20 protein-coding genes and 1 riboswitch are annotated in these 22,500 nt (G+C 37.3%); of the genes, 12 read left to right on the forward strand and 8 right to left on the reverse strand.

Going from position 1 to position 22,500, the window contains the following annotated elements:
* Positions 1-8 precede the first annotated feature (8 nt).
* The 7 genes from ADU73_RS04400 (at position 9) to ADU73_RS04430 (ending at position 3,623) form a co-directional block, all read left to right on the forward strand.
* Entirely contained in the window at positions 9-266 is a 258-nt protein-coding gene (locus tag ADU73_RS04400) for an Ig-like domain-containing protein (RefSeq protein WP_062913207.1), read from the forward strand.
* 93 nt (positions 267-359) lie between these two features.
* A complete protein-coding gene (locus ADU73_RS04405; RefSeq protein ID WP_062913208.1) occupies positions 360-923 on the forward strand; it encodes a hypothetical protein in 564 nt (187 codons plus the stop codon).
* Positions 916-1,575 carry a hypothetical protein gene (locus ADU73_RS04410; protein ID WP_062913209.1) on the forward strand — a complete coding sequence of 220 codons (660 nt, stop codon included), beginning with the start codon at positions 916-918 and terminating at the stop codon, positions 1,573-1,575. The genes ADU73_RS04405 and ADU73_RS04410 overlap by 8 nt, the downstream gene beginning before the upstream one ends.
* 160 nt (positions 1,576-1,735) lie before the next feature.
* Positions 1,736-2,053 (forward strand): virulence RhuM family protein, encoded by a 318-nt coding sequence (locus ADU73_RS04415; protein WP_046870985.1) that lies wholly within the window; start codon positions 1,736-1,738, stop codon positions 2,051-2,053.
* A gap of 64 nt (positions 2,054-2,117) precedes the next feature.
* Positions 2,118-2,705, forward strand: coding sequence for a hypothetical protein (locus tag ADU73_RS04420; protein WP_056986010.1), 588 nt, complete (start codon positions 2,118-2,120; stop codon positions 2,703-2,705).
* 136 nt (positions 2,706-2,841) lie between these two features.
* Entirely contained in the window at positions 2,842-3,387 is a 546-nt protein-coding gene (locus ADU73_RS04425; RefSeq protein WP_046870983.1) for a CvpA family protein, read from the forward strand.
* 2 nt (positions 3,388-3,389) lie between these two features.
* Positions 3,390-3,623, forward strand: a complete 234-nt coding sequence (locus tag ADU73_RS04430) for a hypothetical protein (protein ID WP_046870982.1) — start codon at positions 3,390-3,392, stop codon at positions 3,621-3,623.
* A gap of 215 nt (positions 3,624-3,838) precedes the next feature.
* On the opposite strand, the gene ADU73_RS04435 is transcribed toward ADU73_RS04430, so the two are convergent.
* Entirely contained in the window at positions 3,839-4,483 is a 645-nt protein-coding gene (locus ADU73_RS04435) for an SDR family oxidoreductase (protein WP_046870981.1), read from the reverse strand.
* A gap of 183 nt (positions 4,484-4,666) precedes the next feature.
* Between ADU73_RS04435 and ADU73_RS04440 the strand changes: the two genes are divergently transcribed.
* Both ADU73_RS04440 and ADU73_RS04445 read left to right on the forward strand, forming a co-directional pair.
* On the forward strand, positions 4,667-4,864 hold the full coding sequence (locus ADU73_RS04440) for a CsbD family protein (RefSeq protein WP_046870980.1): 198 nt from the start codon (positions 4,667-4,669) through the stop codon (positions 4,862-4,864).
* 211 nt (positions 4,865-5,075) lie between these two features.
* Positions 5,076-5,507 carry a GNAT family N-acetyltransferase gene (locus tag ADU73_RS04445; protein WP_420892301.1) on the forward strand — a complete coding sequence of 144 codons (432 nt, stop codon included), beginning with the start codon at positions 5,076-5,078 and terminating at the stop codon, positions 5,505-5,507.
* Between the two features lie 5 nt (positions 5,508-5,512).
* Here the strand turns inward: ADU73_RS04445 and addA are convergent, their stop codons facing one another.
* The 3 genes from addA to ADU73_RS04460 form a co-directional block, all read right to left on the reverse strand.
* The gene (addA, locus tag ADU73_RS04450) at positions 5,513-9,271 is read right to left on the reverse strand and encodes a helicase-exonuclease AddAB subunit AddA (RefSeq protein ID WP_046870978.1); all 3,759 of its coding nucleotides are present in this window, start codon (positions 9,269-9,271) and stop codon (positions 5,513-5,515) included.
* Positions 9,258-12,854, reverse strand: a complete 3,597-nt coding sequence (locus tag ADU73_RS04455; RefSeq protein ID WP_062913210.1) for a PD-(D/E)XK nuclease family protein — start codon at positions 12,852-12,854, stop codon at positions 9,258-9,260. The genes addA and ADU73_RS04455 overlap by 14 nt, the downstream gene beginning before the upstream one ends.
* A gap of 160 nt (positions 12,855-13,014) precedes the next feature.
* Complete coding sequence (locus tag ADU73_RS04460) at positions 13,015-13,605, reverse strand: NAD(P)H-binding protein (RefSeq protein ID WP_046870976.1); 591 nt, start codon at positions 13,603-13,605, stop codon at positions 13,015-13,017.
* 71 nt (positions 13,606-13,676) lie between these two features.
* Between ADU73_RS04460 and ADU73_RS04465 the strand changes: the two genes are divergently transcribed.
* From ADU73_RS04465 to ADU73_RS04475, 3 genes are all read left to right on the forward strand, one after another.
* Complete coding sequence (locus tag ADU73_RS04465) at positions 13,677-15,002, forward strand: aminotransferase class III-fold pyridoxal phosphate-dependent enzyme (RefSeq protein WP_046870975.1); 1,326 nt, start codon at positions 13,677-13,679, stop codon at positions 15,000-15,002.
* 184 nt (positions 15,003-15,186) lie between these two features.
* On the forward strand, positions 15,187-16,563 hold the full coding sequence (locus tag ADU73_RS04470; protein WP_062913129.1) for an ISLre2 family transposase: 1,377 nt from the start codon (positions 15,187-15,189) through the stop codon (positions 16,561-16,563).
* Between the two features lie 292 nt (positions 16,564-16,855).
* Positions 16,856-16,954: riboswitch (purine riboswitch) on the forward strand.
* A gap of 136 nt (positions 16,955-17,090) precedes the next feature.
* Positions 17,091-18,416, forward strand: coding sequence for a nucleobase:cation symporter-2 family protein (locus ADU73_RS04475; protein ID WP_257722207.1), 1,326 nt, complete (start codon positions 17,091-17,093; stop codon positions 18,414-18,416).
* A gap of 87 nt (positions 18,417-18,503) precedes the next feature.
* Here ADU73_RS04475 and ADU73_RS04480 read toward each other — a convergent pair whose 3' ends face one another.
* The 4 genes from ADU73_RS04480 to ADU73_RS04495 all read right to left on the reverse strand — a co-directional run bounded on the left by ADU73_RS04480 (position 18,504) and on the right by ADU73_RS04495 (position 22,099).
* Complete coding sequence (locus tag ADU73_RS04480; protein ID WP_046870973.1) at positions 18,504-18,977, reverse strand: S-ribosylhomocysteine lyase; 474 nt, start codon at positions 18,975-18,977, stop codon at positions 18,504-18,506.
* A 447-nt stretch (positions 18,978-19,424) separates the two neighbouring features.
* Positions 19,425-20,276 (reverse strand): MetQ/NlpA family ABC transporter substrate-binding protein, encoded by an 852-nt coding sequence (locus ADU73_RS04485; protein WP_056986014.1) that lies wholly within the window; start codon positions 20,274-20,276, stop codon positions 19,425-19,427.
* Positions 20,277-20,363: 87 nt separating this feature from the next.
* Complete coding sequence (locus tag ADU73_RS04490; RefSeq protein ID WP_046870971.1) at positions 20,364-21,032, reverse strand: methionine ABC transporter permease; 669 nt, start codon at positions 21,030-21,032, stop codon at positions 20,364-20,366.
* Positions 21,032-22,099 (reverse strand): methionine ABC transporter ATP-binding protein, encoded by a 1,068-nt coding sequence (locus tag ADU73_RS04495; RefSeq protein ID WP_046870970.1) that lies wholly within the window; start codon positions 22,097-22,099, stop codon positions 21,032-21,034. Before ADU73_RS04495 ends, ADU73_RS04490 begins: the two co-directional genes overlap by 1 nt.
* Positions 22,100-22,500: the final 401 nt, after the last annotated feature.

Here is a 22,500-nt window from a genome sequence, read left to right on the forward strand (position 1 = left end):
TTTTTATTATGTATAAATTCATTAAAAAAATGGTGATATGTTTGGCAATCATTACACCATTAACTGCAGCACCTACTGTTATGGCCAAATCTGCTAAGTATACCGTTCTGAAAGTATCAAAACTTAATACGGCATCAAAAACAGTTACCGGTACTGCTACAAAATCAGCAAAGATAACTGTAAAACATGGATCAAAGACGTTAGGTACTTCAAAAGCCTCTAATAAAGGCAAATATTCAGTCAAAGTAAGTAAATTAGGTTCTTAGTCTCTAAAAGTTTCTGCATCGAAAAAAAAGTATCGAACCAAAACTATTACCATTAAAGTCGCATCGCTACCTAAGACAATTAAAAGTGCCTCAATGATTGTTTACTACAAGGATCCAAGTAATAAGCTACTAGCAACGAGCAAACAAACACTCAAATTAAATTCCAAGTTTAAAGCCCCAAAGAAAAATATTAGTTGTTATACCGCTTCTAAGTCAAAATATTCAGGTTTTACTCTTAAATCAAGTAAGATCACCAAATTAACAAAAAAACCTACCTATACGATTACATACAAATACGCTAAAAATGTATTGACACCAGCCAATAAAAAAGTATTAAAGAGTAAGATTTCAAAATTTGATAATGCTCTGAAATCAACTAAGAATAGTGATTTTTATAAATCAAATAGTAGTAAGACTATCTCTGCATATAATAATGCTGTAACCAAGCTAGATACCTATGTAGCATCATATTTGAAGAGCACAACTTCTCCTAGCAAAATTAGTTCTAGTTTTATCAACAATGAAACTAAATTGCTGAATACTTGTCAAACTACACAATCTGCTTATAACTCCGCAAAAGGTGCATATGATAAATTACACACACTCACTATAAATGATAAGCAAGCATTGAATAAACAAATAGCAAGCATTGAATAAACAAATAGCAACCATTAATAATAAATTTAATTCTGCTAAAAGCGATGATTTTTATAAAACAGGCAACGACAAAACCATTAAGGTATATTCTGACGCCGTAACTAAATTAAATCAATTTGTAGCTCCTTACTCGTTAGATCAATTTTCAACCAGCAATATCGACACATCATTTAATACAAATGTGCAAAACTTAATTGCTAAAGTTCAAACGGCTCAATCTAACTTCAGTACTGCAGAAAATGCTTTTAATTTGGAAAAGCCATATAAAAATGCAATAGATGGAGTCATCATATATAGCGTTAACTTTTATGATTCAAATTTCAATAGAATTGGAACAACTGGCGCATCTGTTTCGGTAAAGATTAATAGTGATTTTAAAGACATGGTCTTTCATAATGGACAGACATATCAGCAGGTCATTTTAAACGGTGTGCAAGGATACATTATTTATGGCGATACTACTTGTTTTTACGCCATTAAACCGGATACAAATGACTTTTATAGTGATTGGATTTCAACATTTAGTCCAGCCGACTGTGGAAACCCAACTAATTTTGATAATGGTGCCCTATGGGATCAATACACTGCAAAAACGAGAGAGGAGATTTTATGGGAGTTTAACTCTGATACAAATATTTGGACTATTAAATAAATACTTTGTCTAATACTCTTGATGACATTAAAAGCTTGAGTTTATTCCTAAAAGCCCACCACGGAGTTATTCACAAACAAAAAATCGTCATAATCAGTTTTACATAATGTTCATATTCTAAAGTGATAGATTGCGACCAGTTTAAAAATGGAAGAAAATAATGAATACTGAAAAAGCTAATTTCTTACTCTACAAAACTGATAATAGAGCAGTCAGCATTGATGTCATTATCGGCAATAAAACCATTTGGGCAACTCAAAAATCAATAGCCGAATTATTTGGGGTTAATCGTACAACCATAAATCGACACCTAAAAGATATTTTTGAAACTGGCGAACTAGATAAAAAAGTGATCAGTGCAAAATCTGCACTAAACACTCAACATGGTGCCATAAAAGGAAAAACTCAATCGAAACTAACTAATTTCTATAATTTAGATGCCATTATTTCGGTTGGTTATCGCGTAAATTCCATTTAGGTAAACAGTTTTGCCCAAATCTGACGACATAAAAAGCTGTATAAATAATTGGAGGAGTTTTTCAATGCGCAAATTACGAATCACACTAATTCTGGGAATAAGCCTTATTTTGCTGGGAATACCAACCAGTGTCAGTGCACACAGTTTTAACTGGTGGTCGTTTCCAAGAAAAGTTATTGTCACCAAGACAACAACGATCAGCAAAGTTCACCCAGTAAATCCGGACTATTTAAGTTACTATTGCGCTACTGCAAATTTACACAGAGGTGATGTAATTACCATTCATCATTCGGCCAGTCACGACTGGATTGTGGAGAAAAAAGGGTTTGCAAATGGACTTGGTAAAAAACATTATTATTGGGTAAATGATCATACTGGTAAAACAAATTGGGTCACTCTCTATAATAAAAACTATGTGTTATGGTCACAAAAAATGCAATTGGCCAAGTATATACGTAAAAATAGCACTGCATGGATCTACTCAAAACCAGGTGGCAAAAGATTGCATCATCTAAAAAATTATCCCAAAACTAAATGGTTAGCAACAAAACAAGAAAAAGTAGAAAATGGTGCAATCTATTACTACGTTAAATCTCAACATGGTACTGCAAAAGGTTGGGTTTGGCGCGGAAACGTTAAAAAAGTTAACTAGGTACCGCTTGTTCACTGATGCCATAGATTCAAACAACCAGTCGTCTATTTAATTTATGTTAAGTTTTTCAAGCTATTCGTAATTCACCTCTAAGTTATGGTAAATTCAAAGTACTTACTTTAAAGGAGGTGGCGCGATGCTTCTCTCAATTATCATTATTGCCATTTTACTATGGAAATTTACTAGTGGTCTCCACAAAGGATTCGTTGTTGAACTGCTATATACAATTGGCTATTTTGCCGTCTTCATCTTTGCCAAAGTTTTGTGTGGCCCTGTAGCCAGTTTGCTATCCACAAGTTTCAGTAATAATCAAAGTTCTGCCGGTAATACGGCCGTCATGAGTTCCGTTTCTTTCATAATCCTGATGGCTATTGGTTGGTTACTAGTTCGTCTGATCGCCCGCTGGTCACGTCTAATTACATGGATTCCGGTTATCAAGCAGGTAAACGGTCTGGCTGGTGGAATTGTCAGCATTATCATTGCCTATTTTGTGATTTTTATCCTTTTGAGTGTCAGCCAATTTTTACCAAATGATGCCTATCAGGCCCAATTATCTGATTCTCCAGTAGCGCAATTTATCGTCAAAAAAACGCCCGGAATCTCATCCGATATTTTAAATAAATATATTTTGAATACTGATGAAACAACTAACACGAATACAATTTCAAATGAGGAAAACTAACCATGAATTATCAATTAATAAAAAAATACATTGCCTCTCACCTGGCCACACCAACAGCATCCCTGACGGAAATCAACCCTCCTGAAGCTGGCTTACTTTTTGAAAATGACGGGAAAAGTTCGTTTTTCTATCTTGATTCAGAGAATGACAATGTTTTTTTTGAAAAACACGACAATTTACTATTTAAACATGTGTATGATCCGGCCACACATAATTTTAAAACAACGTCGCTTTAACATTTGGAGGGAAATTATGGACAGATCACTCGTTTTGATAACACTGATAATCAGCCGCATTATTTTCACTTTGTTTGCAGTTGGATCGATCAGCGGATTATTATTCATTGGATACCGATTGTTTCTAACCAAAAAATAATTTTAACTAAAAAACGATCATTTGAACCTGGATTAAACACATCCAGGTTCAAATGATCGTTTTTGTTTATTTAAAATTAATAGAAACTTGGTTTATCGCCATCTGTATTTGGTTTATTCAAACCTGTTGAGGTCCGAACATCTTTTTTCGGATCTTGAATGAGTTTAACAACGTAATCAGCTACTGATTTTCGAGAAACTTCTGTTCCTTTCATCTCGTCATGACGACCGGTAGTTTCATAGTCAACTTCATCATTATTCGTTAACCAGTTAGGTCGGATAATTGTGTAATCTAAATCAGAAGCTTCAATCTCACTAGCTGCTTTAGATTGCGTTGGTAGATAGCCACTTGGATTAAGCATTTGCTTATTCCAATCACCAAATTTACCAGGAACTTCATCAAAGACACCCAATGTGGAAATCCAAATCAAACGTTTCAAGCCCACTTTATGCATGGCATTCACAATGTGAGGAATCATTTTATCTGTATCATCTGGTCCAAGATTTGCGTAAACAAGATCTTGTCCCTTCAATGCTGCGGTCAATTCAGTCTCATTATTTACATCACCAACCACAATGGTTTCACGATCTTGATTAACATCTGTTAACTTTTTTGGATGACGCACAAACAATGTTAATTGTGCATCTGTTTCTTTGATTAATTGTTTTGCTGCAAGTCGGGCAATATGTCCAGCAGCCCCCAAGATAATAACTTTACTCATTTATAAAACCCCTTTTCTTGATTTCAACTGTAATTATAATGCTTACAGTTTGAGTTTCAACCATTTGCACTTTTAGAAACTATTAAAAACTAAAACCATAAAATTTTATCAATAGGCAAACTTGTTGACGTTTCTCTCCAAAACAAAGATAATGGTTATACAAACCATAAGGAGGCTTTAGAAATGTCAAAAACTAACGATAAGTTCGACGCATTAAAAGATAAAACCATTGGTAAGGCCAAGGAAGAAGCCGGAAAAGCAACCGGTGATAATTCCAAAGAGTTAGAAGGTAAGACACAAAAGGAAACTGGAAAACTCAAGGATAAAAAGGCTGATTTAAAAGACAAGGCCGCAAAAAAAGTAAACGACGCAACTGACTAAATAGCTACAAAAATAGGAGCCGTTTAACTGCAATAATTGTAGTTAAACGGCTCCTATTATTTATTTTATACTTATTAGCCAGATGACATTCTGATTATTTTGGGGTAAAATTAGATCCTAAAAATTACTAAGGAAGTGTCTCTCTTGACGATTGCATATTTAAGAAAAACAACGCTTCAAGACTTACCAACAGTTTCTAAAATCTCAAAATATTGATCAGTGGCAAGATGGCTATCCATCATTACCTGATCTTCAGGCCGATGTGACCAACCAAATAAGCTATGTCCTGATGATTGACGGACAAATTGCTGGAACCGCCGCATTGCTACATGATCACGATAAGAATTATGATGTCATTAATGATGGTGCCTGGGAAGGACCAGCAATTGCAAAATATGCTTCAATTCATCGAATCGCCATGTCCGCTGATTTTCGTGGCCAACATCTCTCTGAAAAAATGATTTCCGGTTTGCTGACATTATCAAGCCAATTAGGCTATAACCAAGTTCGAATTGATACCCACCCCGACAACAAACTCATGCAACACCTGATTACTAAATGTGGCTTTGCTTATTGTGGAACTGTCTTGCTGGATGAAGATCCCAAGGAACTAAGATTAGCCTATCAATTGTTCTTAAAGTAATCAGACTACTGAACTTCAACCAATTCACCAATTGAAAGTAAATACAAATAGCATTCCTCTACTGGGTGTTTCAAAATATCAGTTAACGCCGCCGCGTATAAATTAACTTGGCCAGCGTAACGATTAATGATATTTTGAACCCCATTTTTTGGACTGCCCGGTTTTACGTAATCCGTTTTGTAATCGAATAAAATTGCTCGGTCTTCCAATTCAACGTACCCATCAATAATTCCATGAATTAAGATTTGCGTTTCTTCATCATTAGAAAAATCTTTAAAACCACTAAATAATTGGTTGGCCGGCATCAGCAAAGAAAATGGAACTTCACGATGAACTTTTTCTGGTACATCTAATAATATTTTCCCCAAACTAGAATCAAAAAATCTTAAAATATTATCTACATCAACTAGTTCTGCAACCTCGGGCGCCAAAGCTTTGTTCATAACCAATTCGCCAATAAGATCTTTTACACTCTTTTCAGTAGGCTTTTCCGTTAATGAAATTTCTTGCAAAATTAAATGCGTCGCTGTCCCGATCTCTGTTGGTTTCGGTTTGGCAGCAGTTTGTAAAAATTTAGGTGTCGCTAAATTACTAGACACATAACGATTTTGAGCTTTTAATTTTTGGTCTTGTTCTACAGTTGAAAGTCCCATTTCAAGGCTGTCTGGATCATCAAATAGGCGTTTAACTTCCGAAACAGATTGATAAGCGGTAGTCTGGGTTGCAACTTCATGAGGATATTTGAAGTTCAGCACTCGATCAATTTTCTGCGCATCTATGCTGGCAACATCTAATTCACCTATGGCTTTTTCAAACTCTTGCCACCAATCCTTTTGTTCTTTGTCTGTTTGAATCCCAACGATTCCTTGCAGATCAGCCTTTGTTTTAAACTGAACTTCAAATTCAGAAGTATCTCCACTTAAAGCGGCTAAAGGATTTTCTCCCTCTGATTCTTGATTAAACTTCGGATGGCGAACTAATGCCTCACCTATCCAATCTAGAAAGTTATTGGAATTTAAACGGGTCGCTTCAGTTAATAGTAACTGGTCACTTCGCCAAGCAGTTTGCCATTTCTTTAGTAATTTTTCTTGTGTGTCACACGCACCAATAATGATTAATTTTTGTTCGGCCCGTGTTAACGCTACATAGAGTTGGCGCATTTCTTCAGCCAAGCTACTTCTTTTGACATGATCAATAATTGCCAATTTTTGTGGCGTATCAACCTGGACACGTGTTTCTGGGTTCAGATAAGTAATCCCAATCCCCTCTTTGGAATCTAGAATATATTTACCTTTCATAGAATCCGTATTAAATTGATGCGAGGCATCCATCAAGAACACCACTGGAAACTCTAAGCCTTTACTACCATGAATCGTCATAACCTGAACGGCTTCTTCATCACTATTAATCGGAACTTCTGCTAAGTCTTTACTCCGTTTTTGCATCCGTTCAATAAATCGAACGAACTGAAATAGGCCTTTAAAACTAGTCTGCTCATAACCGCGAGCACGCTCATACAAGGCATGCAGGTTGGCTTGTCGTTGCTGTCCAGCTGGCATTCCACCTACATAATCAAGAAAACCTGTTTCACTATAAATTGTCCAAATTAAAGTAGCTAACTGATTTTGGTTTGCAATATCCTGAAAATGCTTCAATTGTTCCAAGAAATGGCTAATTTTTTTAAATACTTTTGCTTGAAAGGGTTGACTGGAGTTCGAATCAAAATGTTTATAAAAATCCATCACGGCCTGAAAATAATCACCCGTTTTATTATTAATTCGTAAGAACGCTAATTCATTTTCGTTTAAATTCACAATTGGTGACCGCAAAACAGCAACTAAAGGAATATCCTGGTAGGGATTATCAATAACCTTTAAAAGAGCCATCATGATCGCAATTTCAGTAGTTTGAAAATAGTTTTGCGCATCATTTACCACTACCGGGATTCCCATCTGTTTAAACAACTCAACAATCGTTAAATTGTTTCTTCTGGTCGGCGTTAATAGCACAATATCACTGTATGCTAACTGACGTTCCTCTTTCTTGTCCTTATCATAAATAAGTGTTTTGTCTGCCATCAGTTGCTTTATCCGTTGACCCGCTAGTGCAACTTGGCCACGTGATTTATCGTCAATTTCAAAACTAGTTGACTCTTCAGAATTATGAGGTGAACCCGCCTTTTCATCATCATAAACTAAAACCTCAGTTTCTTTTGAGGCATCATCAGGATAATACTTCGCGCCGTATACGAGCTTGGCGTCTTCATCATATGGAATTTCACCCAAATTCCGATCCATTAATTGTTCAAAAATCAAGTTGGTAAAATTATCAACATTTTGTACAGATCGAAAATTCTGCGATAAAATTATTCGCTCACCACTCGCATCATCTGCTTGATATGCTTGATCTTTCCCGATAAACAGATGAGGATCTGCTAACCGGAATGCATAAATAGACTGTTTGACATCCCCAACCATAAACATATTGCCAGGATCTTCAGTCGTCACACTTGTTAAAATAGCCTCCTGCAACGGGTTGATATCCTGGTATTCATCCACAATCACTTCATCAAATTGTTTTTGATAGGCTGTCCGTGCACTTTTAGACTCTGCTGAATCACCATTCAAAATTTGCATGGCAAAATGTTCCAGATCACTAAAATCGAGGATCTGACGACGTCGTTTTTCGGCCGCATAAGCTTCCTTAAATGCAAGGGTCACCTTGCATAGTTCCACAACCAAAGTTTCCGAATTCTTTAAGACTTCGGTCATTTGGACTTTATCTAAACTAAAATATTTATTAGTTAGTTCCTGAATACGCGCTTTGTAACCAGTTTTAGTGTCACCACGAATTTCTTTAACACGTTGCTTAAAGGCTTTAACGTCATCAGTACGCTTACCACCCCGCATTGTGCCAAATGTAAATCCTTGTAACTTACCACGTAAGGTATCCCAATCACTTAATCCCGTGTCCAAAACATCTTTAATTTGATTCACATCAGCATCAATTATGGGTCTTAATTTATCTAGATCTGTACTTCCCACTTCAATCATATTTTGAAGTGACCTTGCTTCTTCCAAACTATTTTGTAACTCTGATTTAACGACCGGCACGACTTGTTCTTGATAAAATTTTGTATCATCAAGATCGCCATCAATCTTGTAAACCTCAGGTAGACTTTTCAACCACTTATTAGGATCAGCAGTAGCATTTGCGAAATCATATACTCGCAACATTAAGTCAGTAAAACCATCATCACTGCGATCATTTGAGAAATTTGCTGTAAGTTGAGAAAATATTTCTCCCTCTGATTCATAAAGCGACTCGCGCAGATCACTCCACACTTCCTCTCGTAGGAGAATCCCTTCTGTATCATCAGTTAAAAGTCGAAAAACGGGATCTAAATCAATCACGTAATAATATCGTTTGATAATCGATAAACAAAATGCATGAATTGTACTAATATTAGCCGTATTTAATTTGGTGAGCTGCTCGATCAAATGATGTCGTTGACCGGCATCTTTTTCAATGCGAATTTGATCGTTTATTGCACCCTGAATTCGGTCATGCATTTCTTTAGCTGCCGCATCCGTGAAGGTAACTACCAGTAATTTATCAACATCTGTACCACCTAATATTTTTTTAATAACTCGTTGAACGAGCAACGATGTTTTACCAGAACCTGCTGAGGCCGAGACAAGCACGTTATGACCGCTATGACTAATCGCTTGCTGCTGATCTTTTGTATACCTACTTTTCCCCATGCTCATCATCCTCTTCCTTCAGTTTCGCCAAAACATCTTTACCGCTCAAATTCTCAAGTTTATGATAATTATTTTCAGGCAACATCTCATCAAACTGCATAATTGACTTATATGGTGAGTATTGCAGAGCCGTATGTGTATCTGGCCAACGAGCTGGGTTTAACTTCAACTCGCCCGCAAAGATTTTCTTACTAGCTTCCACAATCTTTCGTTCAGCATGCTTAATTAACCTTGTCAATTCCTCTTGTGTCACAATATGATTATCATAAGACGAATATTTCCCGGCTTTATTTTTCTTGAAGGGATAAATTAAAGAACTACCAGAATCTAGTTTCGTATCTAAATTATCCAGTAAATCTGGATCACTTAGGATAATCCCTTTATATTTAGTTTGCTTTAAAAGTTCCTTTTGAACGGTATCTGAATCCGTATTACGCAATTTGTTTACATTAACGGCAGGGTTTTGCAGGTGCATATATAATGCCCCTGAGATCAGTGGTGAATCCTTATCCTGATCAATTAGGTTAATATTTTGTTTTAAGGCGTCTATATACGTTAGCATCTGCATTGCCAGACCATAGTAAATATCTCTAAAGTTAAAGTCATGATCACTGGATTTATAATCAACAATCCCAAAGTATTTCTGTGATTGACCATTTTCTGAAGTTAAATTAAGTTCATCGATCCGATCGATTTTGCCACGCATATGAACTTTTTTAGTTGGTGCCACCTCGAAGTCAAGAGAATGCAATCCTGCCTCTGAACCGACATGACCAAATAATACTTCTGTTTGAACTGGCCGCATTTTAGAATTATCACTTTGTAAAACGAAAATTTTCAGCATTTGTTTGATCGTTTGGTTTAATTGGTCATTGATATAGTGCATTCGATTTGAGCTACCCAAGATTTCAAACTGGGGTTCCGTTTTAATTGTCTTGACTACTTCATTTAAAAGATTATCCAACTCTGAATCTGATAACTGATTAATTTCCAGATTTTGCTGGCCAATTAGCTTCACAAAGTGATCTAATGCCATATGAAAGTATTCTCCCGTGCTTGCTGGTGAAAGTTCAAAGACATTCCTTTCTTGCAGCTTAAGGCCATATTTCAAGAAATAGGCATACTCATTTTGATAAAACTCTTCAAGCTTTGATATTGAAGTATTAATCGTGTCGCCATATAGTCCCTGAACAATTTCTGGATACAGTTTCACAGGCTCATTTTTATAAGTCAAACTTTCAAATACACGCTTGGTTAGCTCACCTAATTGCGGATCGTTGTTTAAAACACGGTAAATGTACTGCCAATTTGGCTTAACCATTTTTTTAATACTTTTACTATCACGACTTACCTGCAATAAATGAGTTAATGTACTTCGTTTCGAACCCAAAAAATCAACTACCGATTCTTCGTCAACTTTTGGCCGATCAAAGTACTTTAAGACTTGTGAATCCGTAATTTGGAAATGCGTTTTAATTTCTTTTACATAGGGAGAAATTTTCTGTTCAGCGCCTTCACCATCACTGCTGGCATACGACAGAATTAGCCCTTTGCAACCTGACAGAAACGCCGCATAGTTCAAATAACGTTCAAAATGAGCTTGTTGGTTGTTGTTGCTGGCAAAAAACTGATCCTCTTTTAAGTCATCTTGTAATTTGTCGCAATCGTCATCAGTTAAAATTCCCTGGTTATTAAATTGCTCCGGCATCACCGCATCGGTGGCTCCCATAATGAAGGTGTACTTACGATCACCCATTTGTGCCATTCCTGTTTCCGAAATCATGACTTGATCTAAAGTCGATGGAATTAAGGAATAAGAAGCACCCTCAAAGCCTGCCTTCAGTAGTGCTGAAAAGTTATCAATTGTAAATTCACGATCACCTAAAATGGCCACATACTCGTCCAACATATCGCAAAAAGTTTGCCAAGTCTGTTCTGGTTGAGCTGCTTTTGATAAATCACCTCTATCAACCGCCTCATCACGCCATTGTTTGAGTCGATCGGCAACGCCCTGGTCAATCAAAAATTTGTATAAAACCGTGACCCCTTCTTTACCAGTTTTCGCATTATCTAAAGCTTTGAAAAATGGGGGTAATACGCGACGAATATAGTTCTTAATCAAATTAATTTGTTTCGTAATTGCCAAATCTTGATCAGTTTGAGTTCCAAAATCAGTTGAATTAAAACGTAGGTATTGCCAGTCTTCCTTTTGAAGCCAGCGACCACCCTCGTATCCATTTTTCAAAACCAAATTTTCAGTTAAATCTTTGGCCCGTCTAAATGCTTCAATTGGCATTGGCTGCTCATCTACGGTTGGTATCAGCAGCTCAGTTTTTAATAAGCGCATGACATCTTGATAACGATAATAATGATCTTTAACCGCAAACAGTGCCTCAATTAGGGCCACAAATGGATGATCTTTCATTGAAATTTGTAAATCATTAAAATAAGGAATTTCATATTCATCAAAAGTTGGATTCAAAACTGTGGCATATGTATCCAAATGACGCGTCAAAATCGAAAAATCACGATAATGAATTTGGGGATTATTAGCCACGGCCTGCCTTATCTTACACGCAATTTGTTCCACCTCAGTTTGCCGACTATCTGCTCGAAAAATCTGAATCGCGTTTTGATCAGATAAAGTTGTGACCTCGGTTGGTTCTAAATTTGTGGCCTTTATCCAAAAATCCTCTAATTTAACTAAATCAGAGATTACCCGAGATTTTTTAGCATACGTATCCGTTTGTACTTGTAAATGCTTTGCCTGCGCAAATTGATAAAGTTTGAAATAGGTTTTACCAGATTCATAAAACAAGTTCTCTGGTTCGGGCAATTTGTCATAATAAGGACGATCCAAGACCAGTCCTACAACAACGGCCTTGGCATTTTCAATTAAAACTTGAACTAATTTCATCTCTTGAGCTGATAATGAAGAAAAACTGTCAAAGAAAAACACCATTTGACTTAAATCCTGAGTAGCTAAATATTCGCACAAGGCTTGTATTAACGTATTACTATCTACATAATTTCCAAGCATTTCTTCTTCAAAAGCAGTATAAATAATCGATAGATCGTGCATCTTGGCAGTTAAATCAACAGTAGAATTTTCATTACTATTAACTTCATCAGTCAGATTCACCAAATCTTCTGCCGATATTCGGCCCTTTTGAAGTTCATCAAATTGACTAGCAAGTTGCTGAATAAATCCGGGCTGCGTCTGCTCACCATTAAACACAGTTAATTCATCTTGATGTTCTAAAATAATTCGATCGATTAACATCGCTACGCCCGCTTTTGATAGACGAGGGACCTGATAAATTGGCTCATTTTTCATAAAATACCAAGCTAATCGTGAAAACGAAAAGACTTGCAACTGATTCTGAGCATAAGTATGACTATTTTGACTATGCCGTTTGCGTAATTCATTTAGGACTGTTAATTCTGATTGAAATTTAACGTGATTGGGTACGATATAATAGACACGGTTTTGCGAATTTTCACTTAACACTTGATCCACTTGGTCAATCATCGCGCCTTGTCCATCCCGGCTGGCTTTACCCAGAATAAATTTTAATGTCATTAAATGCCTCTTTTCTCAAAACTAATTTTTATGTTTAAAAAATTTATCTTCTATATGAAAACTGTTAAGGCAAACGCGAAAAGACAATTTGCTCATCTTTTAATAAATGCGCACGTATGTTCGAATCTAACTATTATTATACAGAACTTTGGCAAACTTTTCAGCCACAAATTCCAATCGATTGATTAAGTAAATCATTCGTTTGAATAGCTTGCATCATAACCTTTGCAACGCTGTGCGCACTCACATCTTTCGCATCTTGCATCGATTGTCCTTCTTCAATTAATTTATAATCCGGACCAGTAGTTTCCGCAATGTTGCTAGGCCGAATAATGGTGTACGGAATTTCTGACTCATCCACTAATTTTCCCGCATATTGTTGCTGTTTTATAAATTCTACAGGATCCTTTTTTGCAATCTGAATTTTTTCGAGCGGGTATTCGTCATTAACGCCAGCAACTGTCCGAAAAATAATCTTATCCAAATTAATTGTCTGCATTTCAATAGCATCTATTATTGCGTCTAACATGTAATCTGCATCCCAATCAACGGTATTTATAACCAAAATATCGGCTAACTTAAGTTTTGGTGCTAACTGATCTGCTGATTGAAAGTCAATTTTAGCATTTTTTCCTGCCACATCATTATCAATAAACATAAATTGAAGTTCAGAATCATCAATTTTTTTTATCATTTCCAACAAAGCTTGTCCAACCAGATTATTTATCCCCATTACTAAAACGCGTTTCATGCTTAATCCTCCGTATTTTATTGATAGTTTCATTATAAAACGAACGGACAAAAATTGCTGTGCTATAATCAATGCAAATTTGTTTAATTAGGAAGTGTTTAACCGTGAGCCAATCAAAAAATCCTGAACGTCAACGATTAATTGCAATAGATCACCAATACGTTGCACCAGCTGGCCGTGTTTCCAAGTTTGATTTAGTCGTGGATCATGGCAAGGGAGCAAAAGTCTGGGACGTGGATGGCAATGTTTATATCGACTTTCTAGCCAGTGCATCAGCAGTCAACGTTGGTCATAGTAATCCAAAAGTAGTAGCTGCCATTCACAATCAGACGGACAAACTGATTCATTACATCTCTGGCTATTTTTATCATGAACCTGCTATTAAATTGGCAAAACGATTAGCACTTTTGGCTCCCGGAAAAACACCGAAAAAAGTTTCATTTAGTACTTCTGGATCTGAAGCTGCTGAGGCGGTTGTAAAGTTTGCGCGAAGCTACACCAAAAGATCTGTAATTTTAACTTTTCAAAATTCTTGGCATGGTACAACTTTAGGTGCGGCGAGTTTATCTGCTATCGATGGCAATATGCACCGCGATATTGGCCCTTTGATCCCCGATATTCATCACATTCCCTTCCCAAATCCAGACAAGCGTTTCCCTGGTGAATCACTGGCAGATTTTTCAAAACGATATTTGAAAGAACTCACTGATTTGTTTACGCGCGACATTCCAGCAGACCAGATTGCGGCTATTTTAATCGAACCCATTCAAGGTGACGCCGGAATCATTATGCCACCAATTTCTTATATGCAGGGACTGTATAAAATCTGTCATGAAAACGGCATTTTATTTTGTACAGACGAAATTAACCAAGGTTTTGGCAGAAGCGGAAAGATGTGGTCAATTGATCATTTTAATTTAGAACCTGATTTAATGGCGGTCGGCAAATCGCTAGCTTCCGGAATGCCACTTTCTGCAATTATCGGAAAAGCTCCGATTATGGACTCTCTCGCGTCTCCAGCAAATGCAACTACAACTGCTGCTAATCCTATTTGTTGTGCGGCAGCCCTGGCAACCATCGATGAAATTGAATCTCTTGATCTAGTCGAGCGCTCGCGAAAATTAGGTGAATTTTCTAAAACACAATTTTCAAAATTACAAAAAGAGTTTCCTGTCATTAAGCACGTTAGAATGATTGGACTAAACGGCGGAATCGAATTTGCCGAAGATCAATCACAGTTAGTTACAAATCTTTGTAATTATTGCTTTGAACACGGTTTAATTGTCATCTCAACAATGGACCACATTATCCGTTTTCAACCGCCGCTGGTCATCACTAAGGCAGAACTCACTAAAGGAATCGGCATTCTTCATGATGGGTTAACAAATCTAGTTTAATTTTGCTTCATAGTTTGCTTAAATTAACTTAATTTAAGGTAGTGTTGGTGTGGAATTGTTATTTAAATCGGCCGTTAGTGTAAAGTTTTAGTAGGAAAGTGAAAAAAAGTCTTTTCAAAACAAGAGAAGACCGTTAATCTTCTAATTAGGTATAGCAGCCAAAAATTAGGAGGTAACGGTCTTCATGTCTCAAATATTAACAGAAATCATGACAGTTTTAAAGGATAGTAATAATTTATTTGATGCGGAACAAAATTTAATGATGCAGTGTCAGACGTTGATTGCCACTGCCTTAGGCCAGGCGTTAGAAGATCTTGATGATCTTCTAATTGGCAAAACAGAATACCAAGAAATTGTGGGCAAGCGCGAAAGAACTTTGAATTTTATGTGTGGGGCCGTGACTTTCAAACGCCGGTTAGTGAAACTAACTGATAAAAAATATGTATTTCCTTTAGATCGTTATTTGCAGTTAATTCCACGAAGTAGATTTTCACCCTTAATGGTCGAAAAGGTTGCCAAGCTAGCTTCACATAGTGTTTTACGGACAACAGCTTTGGCTGTTAACCTTTTAACCCCACTTTCTATCAGTCATCAGAAAGTTGGTCAACTTTATCAAACAGCAGGTACGCAATGTGAAAAGCAGCGTGAAGAAACCACGTTAGTAACTGTAGCAAAGAAACGTCAAGTTCCTTATTTATATCTAGAAGGTGATGCCTTTTGTGTCGCCATAAAGGCTAAACACCACCATAAGAATATCTTCGTGCACCGACTTCAATTAACGGAAGGCATTACCCAAAATGGCCAGCGCCGACAGACGCTAAACCGGCATGTGTTTACAGGATTAAACCGCCGAGTAGTTTTTAAGCAAGCACAAGATTATTTAAGTCAAAACTATGATTTACAACACACTACGGTGATCACCGGTAGCGATAATGGCAGTGGTTATGAACCATCCTGCTTTGATGAATTAGCAATTGGGGCAAAAAAACATGAACATTTTTTAGATTGTTATCACTTGAATCGAAAAATTCGTAAGCGATTAAGCATGATGCCTAAGAAACTACAAAATATGTTATTTCAGGCTGTTCATAATTGGGATAGTGACCAAATTCAGGTTATTCTTGATACTTGTGAATCAATAGCTAGCGATACAGATAGTCTTGAGTCAATTCAACTTTTACGGCGTTATTTGAAGCGTAATTGGAATTACTTAAAACCAGCTGTTGAGCGCAGCTTAACGGCTGAAAATGTGTGCTTGGGTGGTTGTGAAAGTAACCATCGTCGTTTTACGTACCGATTAAAGCATCAAGGTCGTTCTTGGAGTATACCTGGCTTAAAAGCAATGGTCAATGTGATTACGAGTGAAATTAATGGTCAACTGGAAGCGGCAATGTTAAATGTCCCCGCCGCCTCACCAATAAACGTCAAACCAGTTAACATATCTGCAAGTCATTTTCTTAAGCAACCCTTTACGCAACATCAAGGAATCAAGCATGGTAGTCTTCACCTAGATGCAGCAACCAGTAGTGCTATGGGTAATTTGGTGAAGATTATTTCGTAAAACCTGAATAATAGGTGTAGTGGAGGCGTTGATGAAAGAGTGTGTCGATGTCACTTGGCGATTTATCGCTTAGAGACATGGGAAGACTGGAGAGATCCACTTCTGGCCTGATGAGGGACAGAAGTTAGCTCGCAAGCGACCCACACGGCCCCACATCAGCGCCGGAACGGAACAAAAAGCAGGTAAAAGCTTAAATAAAATCTAATTAGAAGTACAACCTACTAAAACTTGACACATACAAATCGGCCTCGCCTATTGTGTACCGATTTTTCGTGTGTTAAGATTAGCGTCACAGAATTTAATAGCACTTACCTGTATAATGTCATAATATGGTTGATAAGTTTCTACCCGACACCTTAAATGTTGGACTATGGGCGAATAGTGTTTTAGATAGATGCTTATTTTGGCTATCTCTAACAATAGACGACTTGTACAGGCCACAACAGCAATGTTGTGACCTTTTTTCATTCATATACTACGACTGGCGCATCCCTAAGTGATAGAAAAGGAGAAATTCATTGAAGTCTATTGAACCAAATTCAAATGTACCAGCACAATCCATTTCAAACCCTAAAGCGGCCTTACTGGGATTGCAGCATCTTCTGGCCATGTATTCAGGAGATGTGCTCGTCCCTTTGTTAATTGGTGGTTATCTTCATTTCACCGCTGCTCAGATGACCTACCTTGTTTCAGTTGACATTTTCATGTGCGGAATTGCTACTCTGCTCCAACTTAAGAGAACTGCTCTTACCGGAATTGGGTTACCTGTTGTTTTAGGTTGCGCAGTTCAAGCGGTTCAACCTCTGCAAAATATTGGGGGAACATTGGGAGTTGGCGCCATGTATGGTGCAATTATCTGTGCCGGGATTTTCGTATTCTTAATCAGTGGGCTCTTCTCGAAAATAAAAGATCTTTTTCCACCAGTAGTTACCGGTTCGTTAATTACAATTATTGGATTCACTTTAATTCCGGTAGCCTTTCAAAATTTAGGTGGTGGAAACGTCTCTTCCAAATCTTTCGGAGATCCCAAAAGTTTAATTGTTGGTTTTACAACCGTTATTATCATTGTCGCAGTTAACATTTGGGGCAAAGGATTCATGCATTCAATTGCCATTCTCATTGGTATATTGGGAGGCACTTTCTTGGCCGGAGCCATGGGAATGGTATCATTATCGCCAGTTTCTCAAGCCAGCTGGTTTCATCTTCCTCAGCCTTTTTATTTTGGAACTCCTACATTTCACGGATCAGCAATTATAACTATGATCATGGTTTCTCTAACAACGATGATTGAATCTACAGGAGTTTTCTTTGCTTTAAGTGACTTAACTGGTAAAAAGATTGAGCAAGACGACCTAAAACGTGGGTATCGCGCTGAAGGCATTGCAGCCATCTTAGGTGGAATATTCAATACATTTCCTTATTCAACTTTTTCAGAAAATGTTGGGGTTTTACAACTTTCTGGTGTAAAAACACGTAAACCAATTTATTACTCAGCGTTCTTCCTGATTCTTCTTGGGTTGTTGCCAAAGGCTGGCGCTCTTGCTACCGTCATCCCTGATCCAGTTTTAGGTGGTGCCATGATCGTTATGTTTGGTATTGTTGGCGCCCAAGGAATAAAGATTCTTCAACAAGTTGATTTCTCCAAAAATAAAAATATTTTAATTACTTCCCTTTCGATTGGAATGGGATTAGGTGTTACAATTTATCCACAAATTTTCCAATTTCTACCGACGGCTGCGCGGATGCTTTTTACCAACGGAATTGTCGTTGCCAGCATTGTCGCCGTTGTGCTTAATTTATGTTTTAATGGGTTGCATGGTGATTCGAATTCTGAAGTTCAAAAATCTAAATAAAACTTTATTAACTAAAAAAGGTATCAAGTAAATCCCTTTAACAGGACTTACTTGATACCTTTTTCAGTTATTCTAACTTAATTGTGTTTAAACAACCTGACGGTCAAATGGATCTTTGCTGATACCTTTCTCAAGAATAGCTTTTGACCATTCCTTAGCAGAGAACAATGAATGATCACGATAATTTCCGCAACTGTACTTGTCTGTTCCTTGAACATCTTTCCATTCAATCTTGTTGGCAATATCTTCTAATGAACCCTTCAAAGCCTTTGCAACTTCTTCAGTTGAATGCTCACCCCAAGTAATCAAATGGAATCCTGTGCGGCAGCCAAATGGTGAACAATCAATGACACCATCCATACGGTCACGTAACAGGCCAGCTAATAAATGTTCAATTGTATGTAACCCAGCAGTTGGAATTGCATTTTGATTTGGTTGAACTAAACGTAAATCAAAGTTTGAAATTTTGTCGCCTTTAGCACCAGTTTCTACGGTGATCAAACGAACATATGGTGCCTTTACCTTTGTGTGATCCAATGTGAAGCTTTCAACTTTTGCCATAATATATATCTCCTTCTCAATTTTTATGTCTATTTTGCATTCGCAAAATCTTATTTTCGAAACGGATGTCCATCCTCGCTACGCCATTAAAATGGCTAGTCGGACTGGCTCCTTCTCAATTTTAATATCTTTTTGCATTTGCAAAATCTTATTTTCGAAACGGATGTCCATCCTCGCTACGCCATTAAAATGGCTAGTCGGACTGGCTCCTTCTCAATTTTAATATCTTTTTGCATTTGCAAAATCTTATTTTCGAAACGGATGTCCATCCTCGCTACGCCATTAAAATGGCTAGTCGGACTGGCTCCTTCTCAATTTTAATATCTTTTTGCATTTGCAAAATCTTATTTTCGAAACGGATGTCCATCCTCGCTACGCCATTAAAATGGCTAGTCGGACTGACCCCTTCTCTTTTATTCTTCACGTCTATTCTACAACTATTGGCTCTTATTTCAAATATGAAATCGGTTTTTGAACCTCAATTTTCGTACCATAGTACTTATCCTTAATATAACGCTGAATATCCTTCTTGTGATACAACTTCACTAATTTTTTGTATTGTGGATTCGACGCGTTGCCTTTTGCCGTTGCTAAAATATTGATATTGGAGCGAGTACTTTGGTTAATTTCTTCATGAAAAATTGAATCCTTCAGTACATGCAAATGACCCTCAAGAGCAACGGTATTTGAAATTAAAACGACATCCACATCCTTCAACACTCGGGGCCCCGTTGTATCATCAATTTCTTTAAATTTCAGATGACGAGGATTTTGTGTAATATCGTTAGTATTTCCTAACGCCCCAAAATTAGCTTTCAATTTAATCAGCCCCGCTGTCTGTAATAACAACAAATCACGCGCCGTATTGGCTGGGTTGTTCGCAATCGCAATTGTGGCACCATCAGGAATTTCTGAAATTGCCTTGTACTTCTTTGAATAAATTCCCATCGGCTCTAAGTAAGTGGTTCCTAAAGCCCGTAACTGTTGCTTTGGATGTTGTTTATTATACGCTTCATAGTAAGAATACGATTGAAACGCATTAACATCAATGTTTCCTTGCGCCGTGCCATTATTCAACTGCACACCATCAGTTACTTGCTGAACTTTAATTTTTAAACCCGCTTCTTTTGCATCTTTACTACTAGCAATATGTTTCCAAATATCATAATCTGAGCCCATTGATCCAACCGTAATTGTACTCGTTTTTGCTTTGGCCGAGTGACTTATCTGATGAACCCCCATCACGGCCGCCACCAATACTACAACAATTCCTAAAACCCACCAAGCACTTTTTTTCATGTTTTTCTCCCCTTTATCTTAAACATAGTTATTTCTCTTGAAACCCTCTGCTAACACCACCTTTAACCTTCAATTAAGTTCATTTCATTAATGTTCCAATCGTTTGGCCAACCAATCACCAACAAACTGGACAATAAACACCATCACTAAAATAATAATCATTGCCACAATGGTTACGTCATTTTCAAAACGCGCGTAACCAATGCTAATTGCAATATCGCCTAACCCACCTGAACCAATTGCTCCGGCCATGGTTGTTAACCCGATCAAACTAATGATCGTCACAACTGAAACGCGAATGATATCCGGTAATCCTTCTCGCAGATACACGCGAAAAATAATTTCGGTGGGACTAGATCCGGATGCCTCTGCTGCTTCCACCACCCCTGGATCAATTTCGGTTAAGGCGTTTTGAATCTGCCGCGCATAAAAGGGAAAGATGCCAATGATCAAAGGCACTAACGCGGCCGTTGTCCCAATCGTCGTTCCCACTAAATATCTTGTAAATGGCGCAATCACAGCCAACAAAATAATAAACGGAATCGACCTTAAAATATTCACTACTTTATCTAACAATCCATATAAGAAACTATCTTCAAGAATTCCGCCAGGCTGACTAACAATTAAGAAAATACCGGTTGCTAATCCAAAAACACCTGCCACCAGTGAAGAAATCAGTGTCATATAAATTGTCTGCCACGTTGCTTGAACAAACTCAGATTGCATATGAATTACATTTGGTAGCCAACTTGCCATTAGCCAGTCACCTCACTTTCTGTTGCTTGGTTTAATAGTTTTACACGAACTTGATTGACCTTTAGGAAACTAATCGCTTCAGTAATATCGGTTGGCTTGCCCGCCAAAACTAATATCATAAATCCTAGCGTTTCACTATGTAACTGTTCAACATTCGCAAATAGAATGTTGCCATCTACATTAAATTGTTTTGCTAAGGTTGAAATAATTGGTTCCTCAGTTGATTTACCAATGAAATTTAATTGCACTAATTGTTGGTCCGGACTAAGGTGTTGAAACTTTGGATTTTCAGTCACCTTTTGAACAGCAGGACCCACATTTGTGGCAATATTTATAAATTCTTGGGTCAACAATTTTTTAGGTGTTGAAAAAATAGATTCAATTGTGCCCCGTTCTACAACTTCACCCTTTTGCATGACCGCCACATGATTACAAATTTCTTTAACGGCCTGCATTTCGTGCGTAATTAAAACAATGGTCAGTCCTAATTTTTGGTTCAATTGTTTCAAAAGGTTCAAAATGGAAAGCGTCGTTTTTGGATCCAAGGCACTGGTGGCCTCATCACTAATTAAAATATCCGGATCATTGGCCAAGGCCCGGGCAATTGCCACCCGTTGTTTCTGGCCACCTGATAACTGACGTGGATAATCATTTTTACGTTGGTCTAAACCAACTAGCCTTAAAAGCTCGGTTGCTTTTTTAAGGCGTTCATCCTTTGACAATTTTGTTTTGAATAACGGATATTCCACATTTCCCAGAATCGTGCGGGATTTCATCAAATTGAAATGCTGAAAAATCATGCCAATCTTAGTTCGTGCTTGCCTCAATGCTTCTGGTTTCAAAGCCAATAGATCTTGATCGTTAACCTTAACTTTTCCCGAGGTCGGTTTTTGCAAAAGGTTGATCACGCGCACCAAAGTACTTTTTCCAGCACCTGAATAACCCACAATTCCGTATATATCGCCCTTTTCAACTTGTAAATCAACATCCGTAACGGCCTTTACCTGCTTCTCACCATCTTTAAATTCAACGTTTATCTGATTTAAATCAATGATATTTTCAGTCATCCAATCACCTTCTTTTTAGAATAAAAAAAGTTTCCGCCCCTAAATCTTCAAATTAAAGATTAGGGACGAAAACTTCGCGTTACCACCCATATTCATGTTATTCTCACAAATAACACCTCATCGACACCAAAAATTATGTCTGGGATTATATCGTATCCTCACGTATTTAAAGCTTGCACCTTAAATATTAGCTCTGAGCTCATCTTCAACCCCAACAATTGATTCCTTTTCACCAAACGGAACTCTCTAAACAACCAAAGGATTTACTCTTCTCTTCTTCGCATCATTATTTAATAATTGAATTCATTCTATCATCAAAATTTAATAAGTCAAGCTACCGGCTAAATTGCGATATAATAGACTTAAATAATTATGGGTGGTAGAAATACCACGATAACTGC

It is taken from the genome of Pediococcus damnosus, assembly GCF_001611155.1.
Taxonomy (GTDB): domain Bacteria; phylum Bacillota; class Bacilli; order Lactobacillales; family Lactobacillaceae; genus Pediococcus; species Pediococcus damnosus.